Source organism: Pseudoalteromonas sp. (genome assembly GCF_041629635.1).
GTDB lineage: Bacteria > Pseudomonadota > Gammaproteobacteria > Enterobacterales > Alteromonadaceae > Pseudoalteromonas.
In genome coordinates this window covers 1-25,849 of record NZ_JBFKMX010000043.1, presented here as the reverse complement: position 1 = coordinate 25,849, position 25,849 = coordinate 1, and the positions used below count along the sequence as shown (strand labels likewise).

Here is a 25,849-nt window from a genome sequence, read left to right as displayed (position 1 = left end):
CGCTTTGTCGTGGTCAATCGCGCAGGCGAGCAAGATACCTTTGATAAAATCGATTCTGCTGGATCAAACGGTACCCGTATTACCATTAAGCTACTGTGCGGCATGTTGTTTATTCGCTACTTATTGGCAGATAAAGAACAAAGAAAATACCGTATCCCTATCTACATTGATGAAGCGGCTGATATCGACCCGCAAAACCAGCAAGCGATTATTGAAACCGCCTACAGTTTTGGTTTTGTCCCGTTATTTGCCTCAGTTAAACCGCAGGTCAGCTGTGAATACATCGTGCCTATTCGTACAGTAAGTGATGGTAAACAAAACTGGGTGGATGAAAACGACTGGATTGCAGTAAGCGATACTGAAAGTGATTTAGTAGCAAGCTGATTTCACCACAGCGCAAATTAATTAAAAGCGGCACAAAATAAGTGCCGCTTTTTGTTATAAACTGTTGAGTTCTTCGCAGTTCTTGCGTATTTTGGTCACAATTTTGTTGTAAAACCATTGATTATGTTTAATACACTTCTGCCTTTTATTTTTATTTCGGCATACAGCCACATTTACTTTGATAGTTTAAAAAAAGATGCGTTGTGTTACTTTTTTAAGCCGTTAACCACCATTTTGATAATTTGCCTTGCGTATATGCAAACTAACACCTTTACACCAGTACACTATTGGGTATTTGGCGGGTTAGTCTTCTCATTACTCGGCGACATATTCTTAATGCTGAAAAAAGATTATTTTCTGCAAGGACTTATCGCGTTTTTTATCGCCCATGTTGCTTATGTAATCGCCTTTACTGATACCGAAGGGTTTGAATTTAATGGCTGGTTGTTACTCTTTTTATTAGCCTATGCAGGGGTATTAATTGCCATTTTAAATAAGCATTTGGGCAAGTTGCGTATTCCGGTTTACGCCTATGCCACGGCACTGACTTTAATGGTACTTACCAGCTATAACTTCTTTCAGCTATCGTGGCACTATATGAGCTTATACGCCTTTGTTGGCGCACTATTTTTTATGGTGTCTGACTCAATTTTGGCATATCGCCGTTTTGTTAAAGAGTATGTGTGGAGCCAACCTGCTATTTTAGCGACTTACTACATTGCACAAAGTATGATTGCGCTCAGCTTAACCAACTAACCATTTGACAGTTAGCTGAAACACACGTTTAAAACAAGGACAGTAAAATGAATGCCGTATTTTGCTTCGATGGCACCTGCAATGAACCCAGTGATGTGGATGACGTTTTTTATAATAGTAGTATCAGTAATATATTAAAAACGCACATTTTTTGTGGCGGGGATTTAATCAATGCAAGCCATGCCTTTGAGCAGCAAAAAAGCTTTTATTATGCTGGCATTGGCACCTACGGTAATTGGTTAAGCCAAGTATTCAATACCATGTTTGCACCAGAGTACGCCGATTTAGAAAGTATTTACAAGCAAGCCTATAACGACTACTTAACGCTAACAGGTAATGACCAAATTTTTATTTTTGGTTTTAGTCGCGGCGCCGCAATTGCAAGGCGATTTGCTAGCAAACTTACTGAGCAAGGGCGAAAAATCACCTTTTTAGGTGTATACGACACTGTTGCCTCTATTGGTATGCCCGATTTAAATGCAAATACACAGCCTGTCAGTGATGTGGTGTTTGAAAACAGTAGTGTTAGCCCGCTCATTCAGCAAGCGGTACATTTAGTGGCTATCGATGAGCGTCGTATTGCTTTTCAACCTTTACTTATGGCACCTGGTGCCAACGTAAAAGAAGTGTGGTTTGCAGGTGTACACTCAGATATTGGCGGTGGCTTTTGGCACGATGGCCTTGCCGATATTTGTTTAAGCTTTATGCTTGATGAAGCAAAGCGCTTTGGCTTACAAACGCTCGAGTTGCATCAAGTCGACTACTCAAAACTTTCTGAAAATGAGGTATCTATCGGCTCTGACGATATCGCCATTTTCCCGCAAATTGACGCCCCACTTCACCAAAAAGCACGCACTGGCTTTATGTCATCAAAAACCTTAAACCCAAGACAAGTGCGCGTTGATTGTTTAGAAGACTGTATGCCGCTTGTGCACTACAGCGTGGTTGAACGCTTTGTTAACGTTGCCGATTATCGCCCAATCGCCCTTCGCAATAAGCCATTTCAGTTGTTATTACCTAATGGTGAACGCAGTGGGATGATTTTTGGTATAGAAGGAATGAGGGAATATTCGGTTTTATAGATTTAGATTCTAGTTTAGAGGTTTAGAGGTTTACCTTTGCTTCCATGCGGGGTATCTTGCGCCATCCATGGCGCCCTCTTGTTCATTTTTGTTACACGACAAAAACGAACCACAAATTTATTGGGAATAAATTTGAACAGCGAAGCTGGCCCGTAGGGTGAAATACAAGGATGTATTTCGTAAAAAACGTGCCCCTAAAATCAAACTAATTCTTCAAAGAAAAATTGATTTTTAAGGGTGCTATAGAGTTATCAGTTCTTTTTTTTGGCTTTTCTATTGATATAGTGCTGTTCGCGTATTTCATCATACTTTCCGTTTGCTAGCTCTAACGCGATCTGTTCTAAAATCTTTTTTTTCTTTATTAAAACAGACGATTGTGATAACACGATATAGACATTTTTAGGTTGCGGGGGCTGATAGTGGGCAATTTTAATTTTGTCCTCGAGTTTCATCTTTTTTAGAATATTCTCCCCTGATGTCTTAATAGAAATAATTGCATCAATACTATCGTCCAATAACAGTTTAACGCACCGGGGAAAAGAGGGTATTATCATACTTTCAAAAGATACCAACCTCTCCAATTCAGAGAAGTTTCTGGTGCTAGAAACAATAGCAACACGTTTACCACTTAAGTCTGCCGGAATATTGATATAATCTTCTTTTCTAATAAATAGTGATACGCCTTTGAATTGGTTGTAAGGAGTTTCTATAAAGACAAGTTTATTTTCACGTTTGAGCGTTTTAAAGACTCCTAAAGAAACATCTACTTTACCCGATTCTAATAACCTCAAACGCCGCTCGAAAGGAACCTCTGCAACTTCAAACTCAAAGCCCCCACGCTGCGCAATATATTTCATTAACTGTACATGTAGACCTTGTGTCGTGTTGGGGGCAACTCCAAGGATGACCTTTTGCTCTGCAATACATTGAAAAATAGAACAAAAATAGAGTAAAAAGCTATAGAACAAGATAAATACTTTGCATTTCATAATCAAATAACCAACAAATTAATTTTAATAAAAGTGAACTCAACATAATTGCAAAGCACATTCTATGAATACCTGTTATTACCTTTATTGTAGTTAGGGATCAACGCTTTGTAATGTTTATCTAGCTCATAAACTGAATCAAGCATGTGTAAAGTCCCGCCCTTTTCGCATAACATTTCCCTTGGAAATCCCCTTTCAATCTTCTAGTATAATTACCTAACCGTGCAAAAAAGTATTTCAATGAAATCATTCCCTTCGCTTTATTTCACAAACTTATTTTTAATTGGTGGAACGGGTTTACTCACCACTTACCTAGCGCTTTATTTAGGCCAGCATAATGTCTCTACATTCTGGATTGGTTTACTCACTTCGTTTTATTATTTAGGTTTGCTACTTGGTTCTAAATTGGGCTACCACTTAATCAAATCGGTTGGTCATATTCGTACCTTTGTAGCAAATACGGCTGCGGTAACGGCTTGTGTTGCAGCGCATGCGCTAAGTGATAATATTTACCTCTGGTTGGTGCTGAGGTTAATTGTTGGCCTTAGCATGATGTGTAATTACATGGTGTTAGAAAGCTGGCTTAATGAACAAGCAGCGCCCGAATCACGAGGCCGAGTGTTTTCGTTTTATATGATCACTTCTTACCTTGGGATGGTGCTTGGTCAATATGCATTATCGCATTTCCCAGAGCTCGGCTATGCCCCGCTCTTTTTAGTCTGTATGGCGTTGTCGCTTGGTATAATTCCGATTTCCATTACTCGAAGAATTCACCCTAAACCGCTCAAACCAATTCAAGTGAGTTTATTTGACTACTTTAAAAAAGTGCCGCAATCACTTACAGCGGTGCTTTTTGCTGGCATTATTAATGGTAGTTTTTACGGCTTAGCGCCCACCTTTGCGAGCCTTTCGGGCTTTAGCGCTCAAGAAATTGCACTATTTATGTCTATCACCATTTTTGCAGGTTTACTTGCCCAGTGGCCGATGGGTGTTATTTCCGACAAAATTCGTCGAAGTATTTTAATTCGCAGTAACGCGGTTGCCATTGGAGTGGTTAGTTTGGCCTTGTTTTTATTACCGCTTACTCAGTATGTGGCCTATGCCCTAACTTTTGCTTTTGGCCTATTTGCCTTTACGCTTTATCCGCTTTCATCAGCACTGGCAAACTCGCGTGTAGAAGATGAAGACCGCGTAGGTGTATCGTCTGCCTTGCTGATTATGTTTGGCGCAGGCGCAGCCGTTGGTTCGGCAGTGAACGCCCAAATAATGGCGCATTTTAGTCACCAAGCTTTGTATGGTTCAATCGCTTCACTTACTGTAGTGATGTTTGTATCACTGAGTTTTATTAACTCGAAACAAAAAGCGGAACAACCAGAGCCAACCGATTACGTAGTGGGTACATCCGATGTTACCGCATCGCCACTGGCTGCAACTATGGATCCACGTATTGAAGAAACCACTGCGCACGAGCAATTGCTGGTGGTTGAAGAAGAAAACCTTAGCTCTGACGAAGATTTAGACGATGAAGAATTTGATGACCAAGAGTTTACTAAGCAGCAACACCCTGATTTAGATGCAAGTTCAGAGCAAACCCTAAAAAAGAATGAAGAAAAAACGCAGCCATCAAGCTAACTTTTTTAAATAAAATCAACAAAAAAGCCCGCATGAAGCGGGCTTTTTTACATTTAGAAAAGTGTTTGTTATTTCACTTTCCACGTAATGTCATCGCCTGCGCGAATTGGTACAACTACGTCATCACCTAGCGGGTATGACTCTGGTACTTGCCACGTGTCTTTTTCAAGAGTCACTGTGTCGGTATTACGTGGTAAACCGTAGAAATCTGGGCCATTAAAGCTAGCAAACGATTCTAACTTATCAAGTGCACCAGCTTCTTCAAATGCTTCTGCATATAGCTCAAGTGCGGCGTGCGCAGTGTAAGAACCAGCACAACCACATGATGCTTCTTTTTTATCTTTAAGGTGTGGCGCTGAATCCGTACCTAAGAAGAATTTTTTGCTGCCGCTTGTTGCTGCTTTAATTAACGCTTCTTGGTGAATATTGCGCTTTAAAATTGGTAAACAGTAGTAATGTGGACGAATGCCACCTGCTAGCATGTGGTTACGGTTATACAGTAAGTGGTGCGCCGTAATGGTTGCTGCAACATTATCGCCTGCTGCCGCTACAAACTCTGCCGCATCTTTCGTAGTAATGTGCTCAAGTACAATCTTAAGATTTGGGAAATCATCCACAATTTTGCATAGAATGTTTTCGATAAATACTTTTTCGCGGTCAAAAATATCAATGCTTGAATCTGTTACTTCACCGTGAATAAGTAACAACATTCCTACTTCAGCCATTGCCTCAAATACAGAGTACATGCCTTCAATTGAGGTGACACCTGAATCTGAGTTGGTGGTTGCACCAGCCGGGTATAGTTTTGCAGCTACAATTTTACCGCTCGCTTTCGCTTTTTTAATTTCTTCTGGCGTTGTTTTATCTGTTAGATATAACACCATTAGCGGTTCAAAGTTGCTGTTATTGTACGCTTGAATTCTCTCGTAATAGCTGAGGGCAGAATCAGTACAGGTTGCTGGTGGTACAAGGTTAGGCATAATAATCGCGCGACCCATGTAACGGCTTACGTCACGTACGGTGTCTTTTAACTGGTCGCCATCACGTAAGTGAATGTGCCAATCGTCTGGGCGAGTAATGGTTAATTTAGCAGTTGTGTCTGTCATGATCCTACCTTTTATTGACGGTGAGCGGACGAACGTCCGATTGTGCTGATCTTATTGACTTGTGATGCCGCTGTAAAGCGCTAGCGTCGAGGTTTATCGATAATAATTGTATACAATATCCCTTTTTGATAAGTTAGCGCACACATTAATAAATATAGAGACCAAAAATGAAACTAACACGCGCTACTTCTCTGTTATTAACAGGGTTACTTGCTTCGGGTTGTGCATCGACAATCAACGAGCCAACAGCCACGTTTTTACAAAGCCCTATCACAATTAACACTCAAGCTTATTGGCAATTAGGTTTAACCAGTAGTGACTTTGATGCCCTAGTCACCAATTTAAACGCTGGCGCCGACATTAATGAAACCCTTTATGCCCTGCGCGGTTTTAGCTATTTTGGCAATACGAAGAATTTAACAGCTGAGCAATTAACAGCGCTTGATAGCGCGTTGTTTGCTCGTATGCAAACCATCGCTAAAGACGACTATCGCGCCATCGAAAACTACGCGGTAACGCTTTATCTTTATTACTACTTTGATGATTTAAAAGATAAATTAGCTAAACACTTACCTTTATTACCAAATGTAGCGCTTAGCGATGCAAGCCCGCTTGCAGCGCAATATGCTAAGTGGGAACGTCTTCGCGCTATCGGCTTTTTAGCATTTGAAGCACGCAGTAAGGATGAAGTCAAACAAGCGGTACTTGCACAAACTAATTGGCAACAAGAATTACTCGATTTACTTCAAAACGATAATAGCTGGCAGCAAGAGCACGCGGCTTGGGCGCTTGGCTACCTTCATTATATTTTAGATGATGAAGCAGCTGAGAAATCACTTGATGAAAAAGTTTGGGCGGCACTTGAGCAAAACCCAAAAACAAATAAAGAGTTTATCTTTTCACAGCGTTATTTAGTTAATAGCTTCCGTGGTAAATCAGCTTGTGATGATGAGTTTAAAGGCCGCTGTAGCGAAATAACACTGGATGACGCCCTACCAATTAACCATAAATGTTCAGATTCGCTGTTTATTCGCGCACAAACTTTGACTACAGAGCAGCTTAATATCAGTTGCGAGCGTTTAATTTCACAAGAATCACATTTCCATGACGTATATGCCACCAACCGCCAACCTGTGCCAAACGATTTTAATGAAGCGCTGCGCGTTGTTATTTTTGATAACTACACAGGCTACAACCAGCACGGCCAAATGATTTTTGATATCAGCACCGACAATGGCGGTATGTACATTGAAGGTAAACCAAGCAAGCCAGGCAACCAAGCCACTTTCTATTCTTTTAAAGCTTTTTGGAAAGAAGATTTTTCGGTTTGGAACCTAAACCACGAATACGTCCACTACTTAGATGGGCGTTTTAATAAATACGACGGTTTTGGCCACTTCCCTAGCCACTTAGTATGGTGGAGCGAAGGTGGTGCTGAATTAATTGCACAGGGTAAAAGCAACGACCGCGTCAATAAATTACTACATGAAACAGAGCAAGAAAAATGGCCTAGCCTACGTGAAGTATTTGATACTACTTACAAAGATGGGTCAAAACGCGTTTACCAATGGTCGTATTTAGCGCACCGTTATTTATCTGAAAATGCCTTAGATGATTATCGTCAGTTAGCGCACTTTTTGCGCACCGATTACTTTGATGGCTACAGTGAGTTACTTGATAGTCTGGTAGCTAAGCATGGTGATAACTTTGCAAACTATTTAGCATCATACAAACAAACTAATCCTTATCAAGAAGCCGCTGTTAAAGCAAAACCAAACAAATTGTACCGCTATTTGTATCGTGATTACCTAATGCCAAAAGCGCTTAAAATCACCGCCGAACATAATCATATTTTATAACGGAAAAACAAACTTTTATTGAGCAAAAGTGCTTGCTGAGTTACATTTATGTTAACTTATAATCATAAATGGCTAGCAAGCGCTTATGCAGTATTCATCAAGCGACAATGTAGACGCAATGACCAGTCGAGCCAATCAGCTCAGCATCATTAATGAGTTTGCCTCATCACTCATTCGTATTGTTGATCTCGATGAACTGTATGACTATGTTACTCACCAGGTAGTAAAACGCTTGGGGTTTGATGAATGCTCTATCTTTATTGCCGATTTCGAAAGCCAGCTATTAAATCAAGTCTCATCTATTCATAAAGATAATCACTCCGAGAGTGACGAATTATCAATTCCAATCAATGAAGGCATTTGTGGTTATGTGCTTAAAACTGGATGTGCGGAAATCATTAGCGATGTTTCTAAAGACCCGCGTTATCTGCAAATAAGTGGAAATGTACATTCTGAGATTTGTGTACCCTTAGTGTATGACGGCCAAGTCCTTGGAGTCATTGACTGTGAACACCCAGAAAGAGGTTACTATACCAAAGAGCATCTTAGTATTTTAACCACTGTGGCATCCATGCTCAGCGCCAAAATTGACCAATGTAAAACAGTCACCTATTTAACTGATACTATAAACCAACTCCACCATGTTCAACAATTAGAGAAAGGGATGCTACAAATTGCCAACCTAAGCTCTGATTCGCAAACCATGGATATGTTTTACAAAGGGTTGCATGACATTGTTAATACCCTTTTACCAGCAGAAAACTTATTTATTGGTTACTACAATAAACAAACCCGTGGCTTAGAAATCCCCTACATTATTGAACACGGAGTTGAAAGCATTACACTTAAACGTTTCAGCAATGCACAAATACAAAAAACTGCTTCAGTGTATGCAATAAATAGTCAACAAGCACTGCTTCTCAGTGGCGAACAATATCAAAAGCATATCGATGATGGTAATTTCCATCTAATTGGCGCTTTGCCAAATTCGTGGCTGGGAGTTCCCTTTGATTTAAATGACGAGCTCGCTGGCATTGTAGTAGTGCAAAGTTATAATCAAAGCGTGTGTTATACCGAACATGATAAAAACTTATTAACTTACATCAGTCAACAAATACGCTTAGTAATCAATCGTGTTTTTGCAGAGCAAGCACTGCAACATAAAGTGTTGCACGATGAGCTTACAGGCATTGCAAATCGTGCATTATTAATCGATCGCTTAACATTTGCCATAAATTCTTTGTCGCGCGCCGAAACTCAAAAAATTCATGCTCTGCTCTATTTAGACTTTGATCGTTTCAAAATAATTAACGATACACTAGGCCACCAAGTCGGTGACAAATTTTTAGTGCAAATATGCGGTATAATTAATAGCTGTATTCGTGAAACCGATACCTTTGCTCGCTTAGGTGGTGATGAATTTGCTATATTATTATGTGACATTTTTGGTGCGGAAGATGTCAACCCTGTAATTGAACGCATCAAACTAGCATTAAAAGAACCAATATTAATTGATGACCACTTATTACAAGCTTCAACCAGTATTGGCGTAGCCTTTGCAAATAAAGAGACTGACGAAGCTTATAAAATATTACAACGCGCCGATGCAGCTATGTATCAAGCTAAATCACTTGGCCGAGGCAAAGTCCAGTTTTTTAACGACACCATGCGGCAAAAGCTAAAAGGCGCAGCGCTCCTTGAGAGTGACATTCAAAATGGCATGCTTAAGAATGAATTTACGCTTTTTTATCAGCCAATATTCACCATTCAATCAGGTAACATTGTTGCTTTCGAAGCGCTAGTTCGTTGGCATCACCCTGAGCGCGGTTTTATTTCTCCTGCTGACTTTATTCCACTTGCAGAAGAAACAGGGCAAATTCTCGCCCTTGATTTACACATTTTGGAGCTTGCAGCAAAGCAAATTAAAATCTGGCAGGGCTCTTTACCTGAGGACTTTAAAGTAACAGTGAATGTCTCTTCAAAGCACTTTTCAACCTTGGAGTTTGCCGACTTTATTCAGCGCCTATATTATGAATATCAGTTGCCGCTGGGAAGTTTATGTATTGAAATTACCGAATCAGGCTTAATTGAAAACCTTTCACTTGCGACTGAAATTATCGATAAGCTCAAAGCCTGTGGCGTAAAATTATGCTTAGATGACTTCGGAACGGGTTATTCTGCACTAGGTTATCTTCACCAGTTGCCAATCCATATTTTAAAAATTGATAAAAGTTTTATTGATAATCTTAGTAGTGGCGAAAGTCACCCATTAGTCGATGCAATTCTTACCCTCGCAAACTCTTTAGATTTTGATGTCGTTGCCGAAGGAATTGAAACCAAGGAACAATTAGAAGTACTAAGGCAAACTAAATGCCAATATGGCCAAGGGTTTTTAGTAGCCAAACCTATGCCTGCAAAACAGGCTTACAGCTTTTTAACTACAGGAAAATTAAATTAGTTTTACTGTAGCCAAGTACGGTTTGATTTTGTATTTCTATTACTGAAATTACCTTTACTTTTTACTACAACTACATAATAGGCAATCAGGACTTTTTATCTGATTATCACTCCATCGCCACGATACATTTCTGCTTTGTAGATTTACCCTGTTCTACAATGAATAAAATTCTTCTTTGCTGCACCTTCAACTTAAAAACTATAAAGTTTAAGTTTCTATTCATTCAATTACAGTAAAAATGAACTTGAAATAAATTAATACAGAAACACCACCCCAAAACCTCAGGCGACTAACACCTATCAATGACAGCGTTAACATAAACTTTTAAAATATATAAAATAGCAATTTATTATCATTTTGATGTTAATTTGAGCTCACAATCATTGAAACATGAAAAACAAACAGCTAGTATCGAGACTGCCTCATGGTCGTTCAAGTTTAATATGAGAATTCTTAAAGATGATAGATGTAAAACACCTTAAAACCATCGCCACGCTAAAAGAAACCGGTTCTTTAGTAAATACGGCACGCGAGCTATACCTAACTCAGTCGGCTTTATCACACCAAATAAAAGATTTAGAAAACAAACTTGATTGTCAGTTATTTGAGCGAAAAACCCACCCTGTGCGTTTTACACCACAAGGAATGCTGCTTTTAGAACTCGCACACGATGTGTTACCTAAGGTAGAAGCAACAAAATGTCGTCTAAAAGAAAGCCTGAACCAACCCATTTCACAATTGCGTTTAAGTGTTGAGTGTCATGCGTGTTTTCACTGGTTATTACCAACCATTAAAGAGTTCAATAACTTTTGGCCTGATATAAAAGTCGACTATGAGCGCGGTTTTAGCTACGACGCAATTCCTGAGCTATTAAATGATGAGCTGGATTTAGTTTTAACATCGGATATTCGCGAAACTGAGCGTCTAGAATACGCCCATTTATTTGATTTTAAATTAAAGCTGATTGTGAGCCCAGATCACCCACTTGCTAAAAAAGCATATGTAACAGCGCTCGATTTAAAAGACGAGACCATAATTTCATACCCTATTCCACGCGAGCGCCAAGATATTTTTAAACACTTTATCCAAAATGCGCGCTTTGACGGCACTTTAAAAACCGTTGATCAAGGCTTATTGATTTTCCAACTAGTAAGCGCAGGTATGGGGGTTGCTGCATTGCCAGATTGGCTGGTAACGCCATACGAAAGCCAAGGATTAATTAAATCTATTCCTTTGGGCGCTCTCGGTTTATCAAGGCCTATGTATTTAGCTATGAAGAAAAAAATGAGCGAAAATCCAGTTTATCGACATTTCCTAAATACCTGTAAACAAAAAAAAGGTTAGCCAAGTGCTAACCTTTTCCCTTATTTGATAGTTACTTTTCAATTTCTTCATTGACTTGCTCTTCTCCACCTAACAGTACCGCAAGCCACTTTCCTTCTTCGCTGTTTTCTAGGGCTATTTTTACAACCATGGTCAGTGGGACAGAAAGTAACATGCCAACAGTACCTAACAACCAACCCCAAAACAATAACGACAAGAATACCACAAGTGGCGATAAACCTAATCCTTTGCCCATGTAACGTGGCTCAATCATGTTACCCATTACAGTGTTAATTGCCATATAACCTGCTGCAATAAGCCCTGCGACACCAACACCTTGTAACACTACTGCCAGTAATACAGCCGGAATTGCGGCAATAATTGAACCAATATTTGGAATATAGTTTAGGAAAAATGCTAACACGCCCCAAAGAATAAAGTAATCGATATCCAATGCCCATAACATCAGAGTAACCAGTAAACCAGTAGCAAGACTCACTAAGGTCTTTATTGCGAGATAGGAGTTTACTGAGTCCAAAAACAGATCAATCTGCTTTTGTTTCATCTCTGGATCATCAAGGGCTAAATGCACTTTTTTGCCAATGTAAGGCGCTTCAAGCAGCATAAACACTACAGTTAGAATAATCAGGAATAAGTCAGCCATAATGCCGCCAACACCTGCGAGTGTGTTAGCAGCTACATCAATGAGTTTACCTGGGTCTAAAAACGACATAATGCGTTCTTTATCGATAAGAATATTGTACTCTGCTAGGGTGGATAATAATCCTGAAAACTCGTTTTGTAACTGCGCTTTGTAAATCGGCACATTTTGTGAAAAGCCATTTACCGATTGACCCACAAGCCCTGCTAGGCTGACAACCACCAATAAAATTAACAAGATAACTATGGTAATCGCAGCCCCTTTCGGTACGCGATAACGCCCTAATAATTCAATAAGTGGGCTACAGATAATGGCGATAAAAACAGAAAGTAGAAATGGTACGACAATTGCGCTCGCTAATTTTAAACCAGCAAGTACGACAATCAGTGCAGCAAATACCAACAAGCTCTTGCTGGCACCTGTCAAGTTTTGCTGAACCATAGTTATCCTTACTTCGTATTATGACATTGTTCTAATTAAGGCTATGCTACAATATAAATGTGGCAAATAGGAAGCTATTTGATTTATCTATGAATATTTTAATAACTGGGGCCACAGGCCTAATTGGTTCGCACTTATGTAAGTACCTTGCAAACCATCATAAATTGCTGGTGCTAACTCGTCGCAAAGAAAAAGCCTTCACACTTTTAGGGCATCATGTTGATGCCCATGAAACTATCGATGACATTGATTTTAATGAAATTGACTGCGTGATCAACTTAGCAGGCGAACCAATCGCTGATAAACGTTGGACAGCCTCTCAAAAAGCCAAAATAGAAGCCAGTCGCTGGCAAATAACAGCGCAAATCGCAGAGAAAATTAAAGCTACACAAACGCCACCCCATACCTTTATATCAGGCAGTGCCATTGGTTTTTATGGCAGGCAAAGCCAACCAGTTACCGAACAAAATAACCAACCTTTTGAAGAATACAGTCATCATTTATGTAAAAAATGGGAGCAACTTGCGTTATCTGCTAATTCTAAAAAAACCCGCGTGTGTATTTTAAGAACCGGCATTGTGCTTGCTAAAAAAGGAGGTGCACTGGGTAAAATGGTACCGCCATTTCAATTTTATCTTGGCGGGCCTATTGCCGATGGTAAACAATATATGTCGTGGATCCATATAAACGATATGGTTAACATCATTTTATTTTTAATTGAAAATAAATCACTTCACGGTGTATTTAATGCTACGGCTCCACACCCTGTAACTAATAATGAATTCAGTGAACATTTAAGTCAGACGCTTAAACGCCCGAATATATTTAGAATGCCAGAACCTGTGATGCGATTACTGTTTGGTGAGATGGCTGATTTACTGGTTTATGGCCAAGCCGTTTTACCTAAAGCACTAAATGATGCGGATTTTAAGTTTCAATATGCCAAGTTAAAACCCGCATTAGAAAATGTGTTAAGTGGGCGCTAACGCCCACTTTTTTTAAAGAGCGCGTACCAAACCTTGGGTATTTTTACGTAAGGTTTTCGCGACTAAACCATAACCTAATAACGCAACAAACAGAGCTCCAACAACAGGGCCGTACACCCACATCGCTGGGTGAAGGTTACCAAATTGCTCGAACATGCGATATTGCACTATGAGTAGTGCTACATCACTAAAAAGCGCTGCAGCAATACCTGCAAAAAGGCCAAGTAATACAAACTCATAAAGCACTGCATTTTTAATTAACTTAGCTTTAGCACCAAGTGTTCGTAGAATTACTACTTCCTGCATACGATCATGAAGGCTTGCTTGCACTTGTGACACCAATACCAATGCACCGCATATCACAACAATAACCAGCACAAAGCTTATTGCCGTTGCTACTTGATCAATGGTAGAGCGCACTTGTTTGATCATTGAGTCAACATCTATGATGCTAACGCTCGGATGATTGCGAACAAGTTGCTGCAAAGCACGTTTAGATTCAGCTGGTGTACTTAGCGCTGAGATATACGTTGCAGGAAACTGGGATAGCACTTTAGGGCTTAATATAATAAAGAAGTTCGGCTGCATGGTAGACCAGTTTACTTCTCTGAGGCTGGTAATTTTGGCAGTAAAACGTTGCGAACCAATTAAAAATTCAAGCTCGTCACCAATGTCGACACCTAAACGCTCAGCCATGGATTGCTCCATTGAAAGCTCATTTTCATCTAGATTCAGCCACTCGCCTTTTACAATAGTATTGTGGTTTGGCAAAGTGTCGCGCCATGTTAAATTTAGTTCACGGCCTACACCTGAGCGTGCTTCTTCATCACGCTTTTCATTTTCTTCTGCAGAAACTGAGCGCGCAACTAATTCGCCGTTGATGCTGTTTACGCGCCCACGCACTACCGCATAAAAATCAGTTTGTTGAATGTTATTCTCAGCTAAGAAATTAGCAATATCTGTGCGCTCGTATTCGCTGATATTAACTAAAAAGCCATTCGGTGCGTTTTCGGGTAGTTGCGATTGCCAATCCGCTATTAAATCGTTTTTCAGAACAACCAAAAACAATATGAGTTTGATTGCCAACGCAAAGCTAATCACTTGTAGCGCATTGGCATTAGCACGTTTTTGCAAGGATGCAATGGCCAATGACCAACTGTTACTTGGTTTTAGGCCAAGCTTACGTGATGAGGTAAAGAGTAATCGGCTTAAACCAAATAACATAGCTGCAAGTAAGGCACACGACACAAACATAATGCCAGCAATCACAAAGCTTCGGCTAAATAGACACATTAGCGCAAATACCGTGAGTGTTGCTAACAATACGTGCAGTTTAGACACTTTAAGAGAATCACCTAAATTACGGCGTAGTACGCGCATTGGTGGAATATCAAATAAATCCATTAATGGTTTAAGTGAGAACATCACCGCACAAATAATACCAGTGAATGTGGCAAGTCCCATTGGCCAAAAGGATGCTGCTGGCAATGCTTTACCCATTTTTCCACTTAGTAAATCAATTGCGACCACCTGCAATATAAAGCCAAGTAGTAAGCCAATTGCTACCGAAAAAAGCGTCACTAGAAGCAAATGAGTGATGTAAATATTACGAATTGTGGTACGCGAACCACCCAATGTTTTCATCATCGCCACAGGGTCATACTGGCGTTCGCAGTAACGCCTTGCTGATACGGCAATTGCCACTGCAGCAAGCATAATCCCGAGTAAACCAGCTAGCAGCAAGAAGCGCTCTGCACGATTTACTGAGTCAGAAACAGGGCCTTGTCTATCTTTAACCCCATACCAGCGCTGATTTTCAAGTAGTTGTGGTTTCAGCCAGGCATAATAGTCTGATAATTGTTGCTCGGTACCTGCATATAAATAACGGTAAGAAACACGACTACCCGGCTGGATCACTTGAGTTTTTGCAACATCAGCAATGTTCATTAATACGCGACGTGAGCTCGAAAAAATGGCAAAAGGCGCATCTGGCTCTTCAGCCAGTATTTTTTCAGCAACAAAAGTGGCTTCGCCAATCTCTACTTGATCCCCTACTTCAATATTTAAGCTGTAAAATACCGTATCGGACAGCCAAATATTGCCAGGTTGTGGATGTGCTTCTGTTACATATTCTTCACCATCAAAACTATCTTTTAGTTTTAATTGACCTTTAAGCGGATAGCCTTCATCGGTTGCTTTAATATAGGCTATTTGCATTTCATCTTTAGCAAACAACATGCTATCAAAGCCATACCAAGTGGCGGTGCGCAAACCATCATCGTTCGCTTTAGTAAGAAACTCTTCAGGCAGTTTATGATTGCTTTGTAAGCCTCGATCTGCGGCTATAAACTCACTGCTTTTTTGATTAATAGAAAGGCCAATACGGTCGGTAATGGATGACAGTGTCATTACTGTCATTACCGCAAGGGCAATTGCCAATAAAATAATGTTAAGTTCGCCGCGTTTTAATTCTTGGCGAAAGAGTTTAAACGCTAATTTAGCCCACATCTGCCTGAACTCCGATACGGTCATCAATAAGTTGCCCTGCATCAATATGAATGGTGCGCTGACATTTTTCAGCTAAATGCTCATCGTGGGTAACCAGCACTAAGGTTGTGCCCGCCACTTTGTTTAAATCAAACAACAATTCTTCAATTATGCGGCCGTTTTTACTGTCAAGATTTGCTGATGGCTCATCGGCAAAAAGTACCTTTGGCTCACCAATATAAGCGCGTGCAATAGCAACACGTTGCTGCTCACCACCAGATAGCTGTGAAGGAAAATGATGCAAGCGATGCGATAAGCCTACTTTATCAAGTAATTCTTTTGCTTTTTCTTCAGCGTTTGTTTTACCTGCTAATTCTGCTGGCAACATGACATTTTCAAGCGCCGTTAAGCTTTGCACCAACATAAATGATTGAAAAATAAAACCGACGCTTTTTGCCCGCACTGCAGCGCGTTGTTCTTCATCTAAATTATGAAGCGGTTCGCCATCAAGAAAAATCTCACCTTGCGTTACACTGTCAAGCCCAGCAAGAAGTGCAAGCAAAGTAGATTTGCCAGAACCTGACGCACCAACAATCGCAATTGACTCACCTGGCTTGACATTAAAACTGATGCCAGAGAGGATAGTTAGGTCGCCATCAAGTGTTGAGACAGTTTTTCCAAGGTCTTTAACCTGAATCACATTCATTTGCGAAAGTTTATTCATAGGACTCTCAATGTTATTACGTAGTTTATTTGTTATCTTTTTCGTTATTAGTTACTCGGTAACTGCCAACACCGATCACAGTGATGCAAAAACCCAAAGTAAGCAAACAACTAAAATTCTCATCTTAGGTGACAGCTTAAGCGCAGGCTATGGACTAAAACAAGACCAAGCATGGGCTCAGTTGTTACAAAATGCGTACGAACAAGAAAAATCGCCTATCTTGTTGATAAATGCAAGTATAAGCGGTGAAACAAGTGGTGGCGCATTGCAACGGTTACCCGCTTTATTGGCCGAACACTCACCTGATTGGGTCTTAGTTGAGATTGGCGGCAATGATGGTTTACGTGGTTATCCAGTTAAATTACTGAAACAAAATTTAAGTCAAATAGTCGATAAAAGTATTGCTGCTAACGCCAAGGTTTTATTGATGGAAATAGAAATTACACCAAACCTTGGTAAACGGTATGCCACTCTGTTTAAGGGGGCTTATCAGCAAGTTGCAAATGAGAAAAACGTACCACTTATTCCATTTTTTATTACGTCTGTTGTGACCGATGCTAATTTAATGTTGCCAGACGGCATCCACCCAAATGCAGAGGCTCAGCCACTACTGAGTGAAAAAATGAAGCAGCATTTTGCGGATATAATTTTACAAAGTGACTAAAACTGAGATTAACGACAACTTTCTCTTTGAAATCGTTTATTAATCACGCAGTTAAAACACACAGTAGTTGATTTTAACAAATAGCGAGAATACACTAGCAATAGATGTCGGCATATAGCGCAGCTTGGTAGCGCACTGTCATGGGGTGTCAGGGGTCGCAGGTTCAAATCCTGCTATGCCGACCATTTTCCTTATCCCTATCCATAATATATTTTCTTTGATTTAGTGCTTCGAATTCCTTTACTCAATCTAAAATTTATAAAATTATTTTTTTGGATATTTTTATTATAAATAAAAACGCAGCTATTTAGCTGCGTTTTTTGGTTTTTGATAATGCTAGCTTTTAGCTTTAGCTTTAGGCTTCGCTTTAGCTTTTGATTCTTCAACCCATTTGCCATTCACAAATAGCGCAGTCCAGCCTGTTGCTTTGCCATCTACCTCAGACATAACATATTGCTCTTTTGCTTTTCTGCTATAACGAACAATTGCTTCATTACCCTCAGGATCTTTCTCAGGAGCATCTGCTAAATAGTAGAATTTCGGCGAAATGCGATCACGAAAACGCTTAAGTTCAGATACTTTAGGTGCACGTGTCTCACGCGATTTCGGGAATGTAGACGCTGCCATAAAAATTCCTGAAGCGCCATCACGTAGCACAAAATACGCTTCTGATTTCTCGCAAGGTAGTTCAGGAAGGTGAACTGGGTCTTCTTTTGGTGGCGCAGCTTCACCGTTTTTAAGTAACTTACGAGTATTTTTACACTCTTCGTTAGTACAACCAAAATACTTACCAAAACGACCTGATTTTAACTGCATTTCTGACTGACACTTGTCACATTCAATTACAGGGCCATCGTAGCCTTTAATTTTGAAGCTACCTTTCTCGATTAAGTAACCATCACAGTCTGGATTATTACCACATACATGTAATTTTCGTGCTTCATCGATTAAGTACGAATCCATTGCTGTTTCACACTTAGGGCAACGTTTCATTTGACGAAGCACTTCTGTTTCTTCGTCTTCAACATCGGCTGCAACGGCTTCTTCGCCTGGCACCAGGTTCATAGTTTGTGTACAGCGCTCTTTCGGAGGTAGCGCATAACCTGTACAGCCCAAGAATACACCTGTTGAGGCAGTGCGAATTCCCATATTACGGCTACAAGTTGGGCAAGATAAATCTATTTCCACAACTTGGTTTGTACGCATACCGCCTTCGGCTTCTTCAGAACCCGCTTTTTCTAGATTTGTCGAGAATTCTTGGTAGAATTTATCAAGCACCTGCGTCCATTCGCGCTCACCAGCCGCAATGTCATCTAGGCGCTCTTCCATTTTTGCGGTAAAGTCAAAGTTCATCAGTTCACTAAAGCTTTCAACTAAACGCTCATTTACTATTTCACCCATCTTTTCAGCAAAGAAACGACGGTTTTCAACTCGCACGTAACCACGGTCTTGAATAGTCGAAATAATTGATGCGTAAGTTGATGGACGGCCAATACCACGCTTTTCAAGTTCTCGCACTAAACTTGCTTCACTAAAGCGTGCTGGCGGTTTCGTGAAATGTTGTTTCGGGTCAAGCTCAATTAAATTAAGAACCTCACCTTTTGCAACTTGTGGCAGTGCTTGCTCTTCTTGATTTTTCTTTTTAACTGAAGGTTGTACGCGTGTCCAACCATCAAATTTTAATACCCGACCTTTGGCTTTAAGTTCATAATCGCCAGCAGCAAGCGTAATCGTTGTTAAATCATATTCTGCAGGTGTCATTTGACATGCAACAAACTGACGCCAAATTAATTCATATAATTTTTTAGCATCTGCTTCTACACCGTCTAAGTGACCAGATAAAATTTCAACGTTAGATGGACGAATTGCTTCGTGCGCTTCTTGCGCGCCATCTTTAGATGAATATCGAATTGGAGATGATGGTAAATACTGTTCCCCAAATTGATTTTCAATATAGCCTCTACACGCTTCTACAGCATCATTTGATAGGTTTGTTGAGTCTGTACGCATATAAGTGATGAAACCAGCCTCATAGAGGCGCTGAGCTAACATCATGGTCTTTTTAACACCGTAACCTAATCGAGTACTTGCTGCTTGTTGCATTGTTGAAGTAATAAATGGTGCCGAAGGCTTACTTTTGCTGGGCTTTTGCTCTGTTTCTAAAACTGTGTAATTTGCACCTTTAAGGGATGCTACGGCAGTATCTGCTTCAACTTTATTCTTTGGCTCGAACGCTTTGCCTAAATATTTAGCAACTGCAAAACGAATTTGTTCTTCTTGCGCTTTTAATTCAGCGTGAATATCCCAAAATTCTTCCGGTACAAATGCTTTTATTTCACGCTCACGCTCAACTAATAAACGTACTGCTACTGATTGAACTCGCCCTGCAGATAATCCACGCGCCACTTTTGCCCAAAGTAAAGGCGAAACCATAAAGCCCACAACGCGGTCAAGGAAACGTCGCGCTTGTTGCGCGTTAACCATATCTATATTTAATTCACCAGGTTCAGCAAAAGCATTTTGAATTGCGTTTTTGGTAATTTCGTTAAAAACAACGCGTTTATACTTGCTCTCGTCACCACCGATTACTTGCTCAAGGTGCCAAGCAATTGCTTCCCCTTCTCTATCCAAATCGGTTGCGAGATAAACGCAATCAGCATCTTGAGCGAGTTTTTGCAGTTCAGCAACGACTTTTTCTTTACCAGGCAACACTTCATAGTGAGGTTGCCATCCTTTATTTGGATCAATACCCATACGAGCAACTAAATTAGCGTAATCCTTTTCTTTACGATATTTAGCTTTCTCTTCTGGTGACATTTTGCGTACTTCAGCTGGTGATTTAGTTGCGGCTTTATTCGCATTACCCGATGTAGGAAGATCACGAATGTGCCCTACACTGGATTTTACGACGAAATCCTTGCCTAAATATTTATTGATTGTTTTCGCCTTGGCCGGTGACTCAACAATAACTAACGACTTACCCATATTTGCCTATTTTACTTACGCAGTGCGATTTAATCTGTTAACCCATTTTGGGCGCTATTATTAAAGGTATATCGACAAAGTGCCAGTGTGACAAGCATATTTTTAAAAAAACTCACTATTTTTAGATGTGTTAGCTGCAAAAATGTTCGCTCTGCTTAAAAAATGAATAGTACAGCTATGCAAACTCGTTGTCATTTGAGGTTTTAAAAAATAAAAAAGCGCCAAAAGGCGCTTTTTTATTTGGTCATTGTCATTAACCATCATCAAGGATTGTAAAACGTACTGTTGATTGGTTTCCTTTAGCTGTAGTGAATTCGAAGAAGAAATCACCACTGGCTCTTTTGTTTGGAGTACCTTCACGGCTAACTACATGGCTTGAGCGAATTGCCGCAGTCCTTGTTGAGTTCTGCAATACATAATCACCTGCGTCTGAATCACCATTAGTTGAACCATAAGAAACCGATGTACCAGATGGCATTGGGTTATTGTAGATATCACTGTAGTAGAAATTAAATGGCACAAATGACAAACCGACTTCAACAGTGTCATCATCACCACCTACACAACTTCCATCAACAAGCGATGCACCATTTCTATCACAACTTGCTGGAGTTGCGGGGTTATTATCATCATCAAAGTGAATGAAATAACGCGAAATATCAGCTAAACCAACATCACAATAGCTCTGGTCTTCTGACTGTTCTAAATCTAATAATGTAATTCGAGCCGGTTGACCATTTTCGAACTCCCATGAACCATCAGAAGGGTTTTCTAAGACGAGATCCGAACAATTCGCTGGGATAAAGCCATTAGTTCCAAGGACTGGGTTTACAAAATAACGGCTTTTGCTAATCGTATATCGACCATAAGCGGTACTACCAGACATAACAATTTCAATGTTGCGTCGCAAATCAATTAAATTTTTTGAACAATCGCCATTGGCCTCTGCAGTTTCTGAACAAGTCAATCCATTAAACTTACCATCAGCCGCTGAATAGACCCCGTCACCATTTATATCAACAAACTCTTCAAATTCACCAGCATCAGTATTGGTTGGTAAACAGTTCACACCCGTACTACAGTCAACATTACCATCGAAGACACCGTTTTCATTATTATCAACAAAGGCTTCAGCTAAATCAAAAGACGAATAAAATTCACCCGAATCAAACATGCCATTTGCATTTCTGTCGATAAAGGTTTCTTCTCCAGCTGTAGTGGCAAGTATGGTTGCGCGCGCACCAAGCGGCACACCATTTTGGTTGTTATTAGCATTTAGAATACCATTGAGACAAGGTGCGGGTGCACCAAACCAAGGATCACAATTTACAGTGTTTGTTTTAGGGTTAATCGCAGAAATAGCATTTCCCCATTTAGTTTCAGTAAATGGTTTAGGATTTTGACTTTTCCACTGAATGGTGCATTGACCATCAACAGCTTCACAACGTAATAAATCAGAAAATTGTTCGCCATCAACTAAGCCTAAAGCGCCACCTTCTGCACGAAGATAAACTGCAGTACCATCTGGAACAAAATTACCAAAGTGATCAGCCATATAAACAGTTAAATTTGCAATCTCGCCATCATATGCTAACGCTTCAACATTGTAAGTGTCTGCCGCCAAGCTAAAACTATCATTATCAGGTAAGCCTGAAGTGATTGTTAATAGGTCAGAAACGCTAACAATTTGCTCATCCAAATTGACTAAACTTAGAGAACCTGAAGGACAGCTCGCTGCATTTGGATTAGCTTGGCATTGATCGTACTGTTCTTTCCAGCACGTTACGTCATCAACAGGGTAATTTGTAGGGATTTGTACATCTGGAATGAAACATGCGTAAACTCTAACTGTCATTGGTACTTTACCAGATGTTATTGTTACTTCAGATATCCCATCACTGTTAGTATTTATTGACGTACGATTTAGTGTAACTCCACCATTATATGAGTTTAACTTAAAATCTAAACGCTTGTTAGCAACAGGTTGACCAAGTTCATCTTTCAAACGGAATGAAACATTACTTGATTCTGTTCTACTTTTACCACCGGTACCTTTTAGCGCAATTACTGTCTGAGTTGAGTCAACAAATTCAACGGAAGCAACGCTAGCACTTGATAGCGGCACTAGAGTACTAATTGACTTTCCATTGACAAATGCAGTTACCGTGTCCGCAGGATTACCATTACAGCCTCTTGAACGGTAAGTTGCTGATGCCTTGCCTCCAATACTTGTTGCGATTGCGTCGATATCCGCACCATCTGCTTGCGTACAAGCCGAGCTGAACTCGACATCCAAAGGAATAATTAGTGGTGAACCATCAGTATCTATGAGATCTACTGTAATTACAGTTGTTGCACCAGCAGCCAGTGGCTGAAAGTCGCCAGAACCATCTGTTTTAAGGTTTAAGCCATTATCAATAGCCAATGTAAATTCTGCAACACCAACATTGAATGCCTTAGTCGCAGTTACACCACGTACGGTTGTACTAATTTCACCAGCCTCATTTTTGGTACCAGGTTCCAAAGTAAGCAAAGCGATGCCAAAGTTATCTGTAACTTGTTTACCTGATTCAGGAGACAACTTCCCAACAGTAGTTACAGCATCTACAAGGATACCTTTAAAACCATCACCAGTGTTTGCATTATTTGCAGAAATAAATACAGTACCAATTTGGTCAGACGAAATATCACGACTAATAACGGAACATCCAGTACTAGGATCTGTAGGGTCTAGTTTTACAAGATCTCTATCTTTATCCCAACCATCGTTACAACCAGTTAATAATTTAATATCAACAAGTGTTTCCGCAGTTTCAACCGAAGCATCATCGCCTGAAGAGAAAAAAGTTGCTCTGGCTTGAATCTCTGTACCATCAATTGTTGCTGCAACAGCACCGGCACCTTTAAAGTTACCAGAGCTTAACATCACTGTGGCAACACCATCTTGGTCAAGAATTTGCGTACCCGTTTCAGATAATATACGACCTGTATACTGGGTATTAAAAGTTACAATACCATCAGATATTGGTTGTCCATCTTTTTTCACAGTTGCTTTTACGATGCCCTGATTATCTTTTGTCACCGGGTTGTTTTCTGTGAAACCATTGCCATTTTTATCAACGATAGTTAGGCTGATTGTTACAACACCATCAACGCCACCACCTGATTCATCACCAAGGCTTGTGAAGGTGAGTGGCACTTCTAAGTCATCATCTCTATCACTTGGCTTATAAACGGCAGTAACTTGTCCCGAGCCAGCAATTGAACCTGCTCTAAGCGTTATTTCTGCAAGACCACTAGCATTCGTCTGCGCCGTTCCGATCTCAGGATCTAAAGAACCAACAGTGCCACTATCAAATTCAGTTAAAGTAAAAGCGATAAGTTGATTTGCATATGCTTTACCATTTTTTTTGAGCTCTGCACGTAAAAGGCCTGGCTGTGATGCAGAAATTTGCGAGATACCATTTCCACCATCACTAGAATGGAGTGTGACTTTTAGTTCATAGCTATTTGACGAACCACCGTCAGGTGTTTCTAAGCTACCACCACCGCCACATGCTGTAAGTACAAAACTACACAGCAAAGCGAAGAGTAATCGGATCGAAGGCATGACTTCTCCCTTGCATAAATAATTATAATTAGAGTTATTTAATCTATATTAAACTAATATTCCAACAAAAATCATAGCATTTTTAAAAAAACTTACCGTATTTCCTTTAAATTTTTACGTTCACTGGTAGGCTATGCACAAAATCACAATAAATATACATACTAAATTATGACAACCAAAACTTTGCAATTTAAAGGAATGGGACTTACTGGCAAAATTCTCATGGGTATGGTGATGGGTATTATCACCGGATTTATTTTTAAAGCATTAATGGCTGATTCAGGCGATTTCACATTATCAGCAGGTGAATTTACCTTTTCGTTCAAAGGTTTTTTTGTTGACGGTATTTTCCATATCGGCGGACAAATTTTTGTTAACAGCTTAAAAATGCTTGTTGTTCCATTGGTTTTCATTTCATTAGTTTGCGGAACATGCAGCCTGAGTGATCCTAAAAAGTTAGGCCGATTAGGCGGTAAATCAATCGGTCTTTACTTACTAACTACTGCTATTGCAATCACCATCGCGATGACACTAGCCTTAGTGATAAATCCTGGTGAAGGCATCAATATGCCAACCACTTCAACTTTTGATGCAAAGCAAGCACCGACACTAGTTGATGTGATTATCAATATGTTCCCTACCAACCCAATTAATGCCATGTCGAGCGGTAATATGCTGCAAGTAATCGTATTTGCCTTGTTATTTGGTATTGCTATGGCACTAAGTGGCGATGCGGGTAAACGCCTTACTGCCGTTTTTGAAGACTTGAATACGATTATTTTAAAGCTTGTCACAATTTTAATGAACATTGCACCTTACGGTGTGTTTTTCTTAATGGCAAAATTGTTTAGTTATATTGAGGGCGATTTAATTGTTAAGCTAATTTTCTACTTTGGCACTGTTTTACTTGCGCTTTTTGTGCATGCACTCCTTGTCTACCCTACTCTTCTTAAAACATTCACTGGTTTAAACCCTGCAATTTTCTTAAATAAAATTAAAGAGCTCTCTATTTTTGCTTTCAGTACTTCAAGTTCCAGTGCAACAATGCCGGTGACACTTGAAACAGCAACTAAAAAGCTTGGTGCAGATAATAAAGTAGCTTCTTTCACAGTACCGCTAGGCGCAACCATCAACATGGATGGCACAGCAATTATGCAAGGGGTCGCAACGGTATTTATCGCGCAGGTTTTCGCTGTGGATTTAAGTTTTACTGACTATTTAATGGTTATATTAACTGCTACTCTTGCTTCTGTTGGTACGGCAGGTGTGCCAGGCGTTGGACTAATAATGTTAGCCATGGTATTAAACCAAGTGGGATTACCTGTTGAGGGTATTGCTATAATCATCGGTGTGGACCGCTTGTTAGACATGACACGAACCGCTGTAAACGTAACAGGTGATTGTATGGTGACCTGTATTGTTGCAAAATCAGAAGGTGAGTTCGATGAAGCCATTTTCAACGACGAAAATGCAGGAAAAGAATTCGAAAAATTAAATTAACCGTTTTCATGTAGAATTAAAAAAGCCACTTAAATAGCTGTCTCTTGATCACAAATCAGATTCAAGAGACTTAGCTAAATCGTAGCCTTCAAGGATGGTTTGCAGTTTAAGCCACCCTTGCATTAGCACTTTAACTGAAGCGTGTCCTGTGCGTTTCGTATCTTTCCAACCACCAAGCCTAGCAAGTTCCTCATAAGCCCAT

16 protein-coding genes, 1 tRNA gene and 2 pseudogenes are annotated in these 25,849 nt (G+C 40.0%); 11 read left to right on the top strand and 8 right to left on the bottom strand.

The annotated features are described in order from the left end of the window. From ABYD77_RS08335 to ABYD77_RS08325, 3 genes and pseudogenes are all read left to right on the top strand, one after another. Window positions 1–384: pseudogene (locus ABYD77_RS08335) on the top strand (ATPase); the annotation flags it as partial. A 123-nt stretch (window positions 385–507) separates the two neighbouring features. Further along, window positions 508–1,140 (top strand): lysoplasmalogenase, encoded by a 633-nt coding sequence (locus ABYD77_RS08330; RefSeq protein WP_372768833.1) that lies wholly within the window; start codon window positions 508–510, stop codon window positions 1,138–1,140. Window positions 1,141–1,187: 47 nt separating this feature from the next. Continuing rightward, window positions 1,188–2,222, top strand: a complete 1,035-nt coding sequence (locus ABYD77_RS08325) for a phospholipase effector Tle1 domain-containing protein (RefSeq protein ID WP_372768831.1) — start codon at window positions 1,188–1,190, stop codon at window positions 2,220–2,222. 251 nt (window positions 2,223–2,473) lie between these two features. Here the strand turns inward: ABYD77_RS08325 and ABYD77_RS08320 are convergent, their stop codons facing one another. Further along, complete coding sequence (locus ABYD77_RS08320; RefSeq protein ID WP_372768830.1) at window positions 2,474–3,211, bottom strand: substrate-binding periplasmic protein; 738 nt, start codon at window positions 3,209–3,211, stop codon at window positions 2,474–2,476. A 240-nt stretch (window positions 3,212–3,451) separates the two neighbouring features. Here ABYD77_RS08320 and ABYD77_RS08315 point away from each other — a divergent pair, with 240 nt between their 5' ends. Next, on the top strand, window positions 3,452–4,843 hold the full coding sequence (locus ABYD77_RS08315; RefSeq protein ID WP_372768828.1) for an MFS transporter: 1,392 nt from the start codon (window positions 3,452–3,454) through the stop codon (window positions 4,841–4,843). Between the two features lie 68 nt (window positions 4,844–4,911). Here ABYD77_RS08315 and pyrC read toward each other — a convergent pair whose 3' ends face one another. Further along, window positions 4,912–5,949 (bottom strand): dihydroorotase, encoded by a 1,038-nt coding sequence (pyrC, locus tag ABYD77_RS08310; protein WP_372768826.1) that lies wholly within the window; start codon window positions 5,947–5,949, stop codon window positions 4,912–4,914. A gap of 167 nt (window positions 5,950–6,116) precedes the next feature. Here pyrC and ABYD77_RS08305 point away from each other — a divergent pair, with 167 nt between their 5' ends. From ABYD77_RS08305 to ABYD77_RS08295, 3 genes are all read left to right on the top strand, one after another. Continuing rightward, complete coding sequence (locus ABYD77_RS08305) at window positions 6,117–7,808, top strand: collagenase (RefSeq protein ID WP_372768824.1); 1,692 nt, start codon at window positions 6,117–6,119, stop codon at window positions 7,806–7,808. A gap of 85 nt (window positions 7,809–7,893) precedes the next feature. Next, window positions 7,894–10,266 (top strand): EAL domain-containing protein, encoded by a 2,373-nt coding sequence (locus ABYD77_RS08300; protein ID WP_372768822.1) that lies wholly within the window; start codon window positions 7,894–7,896, stop codon window positions 10,264–10,266. 459 nt (window positions 10,267–10,725) lie between these two features. Further along, a complete protein-coding gene (locus ABYD77_RS08295; protein WP_372768820.1) occupies window positions 10,726–11,610 on the top strand; it encodes a LysR substrate-binding domain-containing protein in 885 nt (294 codons plus the stop codon). A gap of 31 nt (window positions 11,611–11,641) precedes the next feature. On the opposite strand, the gene ABYD77_RS08290 is transcribed toward ABYD77_RS08295, so the two are convergent. Continuing rightward, a complete protein-coding gene (locus tag ABYD77_RS08290; protein ID WP_372768818.1) occupies window positions 11,642–12,691 on the bottom strand; it encodes an AI-2E family transporter in 1,050 nt (349 codons plus the stop codon). Between the two features lie 89 nt (window positions 12,692–12,780). Between ABYD77_RS08290 and ABYD77_RS08285 the strand changes: the two genes are divergently transcribed. Continuing rightward, window positions 12,781–13,677: a TIGR01777 family oxidoreductase gene (locus ABYD77_RS08285; RefSeq protein ID WP_372768816.1), complete on the top strand. Its 897-nt coding sequence runs from the start codon at window positions 12,781–12,783 to the stop codon at window positions 13,675–13,677. 12 nt (window positions 13,678–13,689) lie between these two features. On the opposite strand, the gene ABYD77_RS08280 is transcribed toward ABYD77_RS08285, so the two are convergent. Further along, window positions 13,690–16,185: an ABC transporter permease gene (locus tag ABYD77_RS08280; protein WP_372768814.1), complete on the bottom strand. Its 2,496-nt coding sequence runs from the start codon at window positions 16,183–16,185 to the stop codon at window positions 13,690–13,692. Beyond that, window positions 16,175–16,888 carry an ABC transporter ATP-binding protein gene (locus tag ABYD77_RS08275; RefSeq protein WP_372768812.1) on the bottom strand — a complete coding sequence of 238 codons (714 nt, stop codon included), beginning with the start codon at window positions 16,886–16,888 and terminating at the stop codon, window positions 16,175–16,177. The genes ABYD77_RS08280 and ABYD77_RS08275 overlap by 11 nt, the downstream gene beginning before the upstream one ends. Window positions 16,889–16,898: 10 nt before the next feature. On the opposite strand from ABYD77_RS08275, the gene ABYD77_RS08270 reads away from it, so the two are divergent. Together ABYD77_RS08270 and ABYD77_RS08265 are read left to right on the top strand one after the other, a co-directional pair. After that, window positions 16,899–17,552, top strand: coding sequence for an arylesterase (locus ABYD77_RS08270; RefSeq protein ID WP_372768810.1), 654 nt, complete (start codon window positions 16,899–16,901; stop codon window positions 17,550–17,552). 108 nt (window positions 17,553–17,660) lie between these two features. Then, window positions 17,661–17,737: transfer RNA gene (locus tag ABYD77_RS08265), tRNA-Pro, on the top strand. Window positions 17,738–17,888: 151 nt separating this feature from the next. Here ABYD77_RS08265 and topA read toward each other — a convergent pair. Beyond that, window positions 17,889–20,537 (bottom strand): type I DNA topoisomerase, encoded by a 2,649-nt coding sequence (gene topA, locus ABYD77_RS08260; RefSeq protein WP_372768808.1) that lies wholly within the window; start codon window positions 20,535–20,537, stop codon window positions 17,889–17,891. A gap of 253 nt (window positions 20,538–20,790) precedes the next feature. After that, window positions 20,791–24,147: a hypothetical protein gene (locus ABYD77_RS08255; RefSeq protein WP_372768806.1), complete on the bottom strand. Its 3,357-nt coding sequence runs from the start codon at window positions 24,145–24,147 to the stop codon at window positions 20,791–20,793. Window positions 24,148–24,315: 168 nt separating this feature from the next. On the opposite strand from ABYD77_RS08255, the gene ABYD77_RS08250 reads away from it, so the two are divergent. Further along, complete coding sequence (locus ABYD77_RS08250) at window positions 24,316–25,647, top strand: dicarboxylate/amino acid:cation symporter (RefSeq protein WP_372768804.1); 1,332 nt, start codon at window positions 24,316–24,318, stop codon at window positions 25,645–25,647. 48 nt (window positions 25,648–25,695) lie between these two features. On the opposite strand, the pseudogene ABYD77_RS08245 reads toward ABYD77_RS08250, so the two are convergent. Next, a pseudogene (locus ABYD77_RS08245) lies at window positions 25,696–25,849 on the bottom strand (IS4 family transposase); the annotation flags it as partial.